This is a genomic window from Vibrio sp. OPT46 (assembly GCF_015163535.1).
GTDB classification, from domain to species: Bacteria; Pseudomonadota; Gammaproteobacteria; order Enterobacterales; family Vibrionaceae; genus Vibrio; species Vibrio alginolyticus.
Window position 1 is genome coordinate 20050 of record NZ_JADDYG010000648.1, and the last position, 3518, is coordinate 23567.

3 protein-coding genes and 1 pseudogene are annotated in these 3518 nt (G+C 41.6%); all 4 read left to right on the forward strand.

Annotated features, from left to right (window positions below; all coding sequences use genetic code 11):
- Nucleotides 1-540: pseudogene (locus IQR33_RS24110) on the forward strand (hypothetical protein); the annotation flags it as partial.
- A gap of 3 nt (nucleotides 541-543) precedes the next feature.
- Nucleotides 544-1488 (forward strand): hypothetical protein, encoded by a 945-nt coding sequence (locus IQR33_RS24115; RefSeq protein ID WP_017634701.1) that lies wholly within the window; start codon nucleotides 544-546, stop codon nucleotides 1486-1488.
- 3 nt (nucleotides 1489-1491) lie between these two features.
- A complete protein-coding gene (locus IQR33_RS24120) occupies nucleotides 1492-2436 on the forward strand; it encodes a hypothetical protein (protein WP_017634702.1) in 945 nt (314 codons plus the stop codon).
- A 3-nt stretch (nucleotides 2437-2439) separates the two neighbouring features.
- Nucleotides 2440-3384 (forward strand): hypothetical protein, encoded by a 945-nt coding sequence (locus tag IQR33_RS24125; RefSeq protein ID WP_193838095.1) that lies wholly within the window; start codon nucleotides 2440-2442, stop codon nucleotides 3382-3384.
- Nucleotides 3385-3518: the final 134 nt, after the last annotated feature.

The window sequence follows — 3518 nt, forward strand, 5'->3', positions numbered from 1 at the left end:
ATGGTAGCGATGGTTGGCCCGATGGCGTTAGCAGGCGCTGGTGCTTTTATATTAGTCTCCTTTAAAATGCTTAAACGCCAACCAGATGAACCAACAGAAGTGAGGGTCGGAGAACGTGAAGACTGGCTCTTTGCTGATTACAATAAGAAAAGAAAAGTAATTAAGTTCTTTTTTAAGCATGACACATGCGAATATATTAATATAGAACATACTAAGATTTCACGCTTACACAACCGATTCCACTATTACGTATTTTTCAAAACCTTGTCTGACTTAGAGTCTATGGTCAATCAACTAGCTACAGAATATAAGCTTGACTGTACGGAAGTCGCCGACTACAAAAAGCTATTTGAAGCTAAGCCAGAGGCTAGACTGTTTGGCACGCCAGTTTGTTATAAAGAATATCAAACCGATGAGGTATTTGATTTAAGAGCTTCAAAAGCCCCGCTCCCAGAACGTGAATACCTTTACAACGGCAAGTGGCAAATGGAATCTGAGATTGAAAAATCTAAATCTGAACTAACAACAACCAAGGAGTAACCCTTGGCTTATTTACCTTTTTACATCACGCCAGAAGAATTTTCGTCCTACCAAGAAGAACAAGAGCAACAAATTCTAAAGGGGATGAATCTAACAATCTGGCACAAGCACGATATTGAAGAGCCTTTTCGATACTTATACCTATCGATTGCTATAGCCGCTGTCAGTCCATTATTTTTCCTTACCTATTTCCTACATGACAACAGCGACATGATCTTAACTTACATTTTATCGGGTCTGACTATAATCATGTCTGGTGTATCTTATCTGACATTTGGGTTGGACAATCGTTATGATTACACCTTGTCCGATCGCGGGTTAGTTATAAAAAAGCGACGTGATTTACCTAATTGGGTAAACTCAGCAACGCAGGTCATGGGCTGGGTTGGTGCTATAGTTTGTGTAGTAATGGTAGGTATTGCTGGGCCCATGGTTCTTGTCGGTGCTGGAGGGTTTATACTGGTTTCATTTCGTATGCTAAATCGTCAGCCTGACGAACCTACGGAAGTTCGAGTAGCAGAGACAGAAGATTGGCTGTTCGCCTACTACAACAAAAAGCGTAAAGTGATTCGCTTCTACCACAAGTATGACGAGTGTTCTAAATGGAGCCTAGAGAAGCATACCATCTTCAGAGCTCAAACTCGTGGTTATAGCTACATATTCTTTAGGACTGTTCAAGACCTAGATGCAATGCTAGAGACCCTTTCAAACAAATACGACATTGAATGTATTGATTTTCCAGACCATAAAGCGTTTTTTGAAGGAAGACCTGAACCTCGAATTGAAGATATCCCTTCTCGCAGCCTTGAATTTCCGGTAGCCGATACCTTTGACCTGAGAGCTAAAAACGCCCCACTTCCTGAATGGCGACGTATTTACAACGGCAAGTGGCAAACGGAATCTGAAATCGAACAATCAAAACCTGAACTAACGACAGCCAAGGAGTAACCCTTGGCTTATTTACCTTTTTACATCACGCCAGACGAGCTTTCGGCTTATCAAGAAGAACAAGAGCAAGAAATTCTAAAGGGGATGAACCTCACAACCTGGCACAAGCACGATATTGAAGAGCCTTTTCGATACTTATACCTATCGATTGCTATAGCCGCTGTCAGTCCATTATTTTTCCTTACCTATTTCCTACATGATAACAGTGACATGATCTTAACTTACATTTTATCGGGTCTGACGATTATCATGTCTGGTGTATCTTACCTGACATTTGGGTTGGACAATCGTTATGATTACATCTTGTCCGATCGCGGATTGGTTATAAAAAAGCGACGTGATTTACCGAATTGGGTCAACTCTGCGACTCAAGCCATGGGCTGGATTGGAGCAATAGTTTGTGTCGTGATGGTTGGGGTTGCTGGACCCATGGTTCTTGCCGGAGCTGGTGGGTTTATATTGGTTTCATTTGGTATGCTTAAACGTCAGCCTGATGAACCAACAGAAGTGAGAGTAGGCGAACGAGAAGATTGGCTGTTTGCGGGCTACAACAAGAAAAGGAAAGTGATCCAATTCTATTTTAAGCAGGACATATGCAGATATCGAGATACTGCTCATAAGACTATCTTTCGCTCACAAGATAGATCAGATTGTTATGTTTTCTTTAAAACTGAAGCAGATTTAGAATCCATGATCGCGCAACTGTCAAAGGTCTACAAGCTGGATTGTACAGAGGTAGATGACCACAAAAAGCTGTTTGAATCGAAGCCAGAATCAAGGCTCTTTAGTATTCCAGTTTGTAGTAGAGAATATCAAACCGAAGAGGTATTTGATTTAAGGGCGTCAAATGCCCCACTTCCTGAGCGTGAATACCTTTACAACGGCAAGTGGCAAACCGAGTCTGAAATCGAACAATCAAAGTCTAAACTAACTACAGCTCTGGAGTAACCCTTGGCATATTCACCATTTTACATCACCCCAGAAGAGTTGGCAGTTTATCAAGAGGCGCAAGAGCAAGAAATACTCGCAGGCGATAATGTCAGAACATGGCATAAGTATGATGTAGAGGAACCATTTCGCTATTACTTTAAACTTTTTGCGCTTCCATTTGTGATCGCCCCATTCCTACTAACTTTGTTTATACACACGAGTGACACGGTTGGCGTAACTATTTTTTCTTTTATTTTGTCGGTGATGGTGTCTGGAGCCTTTTACCTTACGATTGGCCTCGACTATCGCTATGACTATATTTTTTCTGACAAAGGCTTTGTGATGAAGAAGCGTCGCAACATGCCTAAGTGGGCGAATACCGCCACACAAGCCGTTGGCTGGATCGGTGCGGTAGTTTGCGTTTTGATGGTAGCGGTAGTTGGCCCGATGGCGTTAGCAGGCGCTGGTGCTTTTATATTAGTCTCCTTTAAAATGCTTAAACGTCAGCCTGATGAACCAACAGAAGTGAGGGTCGGAGAACGTGAAGACTGGCTCTTTGCTGATTACAATAAGAAAAGGAAAGTAATTAAGTTCTTTTTTAAGTATGACAGGTGCGAATACCAAGATACTGCTCAGGAGATTACTTTTCGCTCACAGAGACGATTTTATTGTTACATTTTCTTTAAAAATGAAGTGGAATTAGAATCCATGGTCACGCAACTGTCAGAGGCCTACAAACTGGATTGTAAAGAGGTCAATGATCATAAAAAGCTGTTTGAAGCGAAGCCTGAACCTAGACTTTTTACGACTCCCGCTTATTATCGTGAATACCCTACCAATGAAGTGTTTGATTTAAGGGATGCGAAAGCGCCACTCCCAGAGTGTAAGTATCTTTACAACGGCAAGTGGCAAACCGAGTCTGAAATCGAACAATCAAAATCTGAACTAACGGCAGCCAAGGTATAAACCTTGGCTTGTTTACCTTTTTACATCCCCCCATGAAAAGCTTTAGGTTTACTCTGATGTACAAAAAGAAAAATTGGTTCAAATAACGAATTTTTAACTCGAGGATAGGATAGTAAGCCCGAACCTTTCTATCC